Here is a 316-nt window from a genome sequence, read left to right as displayed (position 1 = left end):
CTCTTCTTCTATCTAGCATCGTAGACTCCTAATAATACTGACCAGAGAGTAAAACCGAGTAGCGCAAGCAAAATGCGCCTATTAATATCAACACAGCTAACAGATACTCTTTGCTATGAGACGCCGCGGTCTTGCCAATGATTGACGTTACATTCAGCAATAATGGAATAATTAATCCGATTAAAACGGCACCTATCCACCAAATAGCACCGGCATCACTTGAAATCGACAACAGGTTGTCTATTCCATTGAATATACTGATGTTACGAATCGAGTAGGCGAACACACACACGGTAAGTAACTCCAGCGCCAACAG

At 42.4% G+C, this 316-nt stretch carries 1 protein-coding gene; it reads right to left on the bottom strand.

Annotation, left to right across the window (positions count from 1 at the left end; all coding sequences use genetic code 11):
* Positions 1–28 precede the first annotated feature (28 nt).
* On the bottom strand, positions 29–316 hold a 288-nt coding region (nrfD, locus tag AAEZ02_RS22085; RefSeq protein ID WP_351125134.1), incomplete at its 5' end, for an NrfD/PsrC family molybdoenzyme membrane anchor subunit.

Origin of the sequence: Shewanella sp. T24-MNA-CIBAN-0130, from assembly GCF_040310185.1 — a bacterium.
Classification (GTDB): domain Bacteria; phylum Pseudomonadota; class Gammaproteobacteria; order Enterobacterales; family Shewanellaceae; genus Shewanella; species Shewanella psychromarinicola.
Note: the sequence above shows the minus strand (reverse complement) of the source record. Positions and strands in the feature narration are given on the sequence as shown.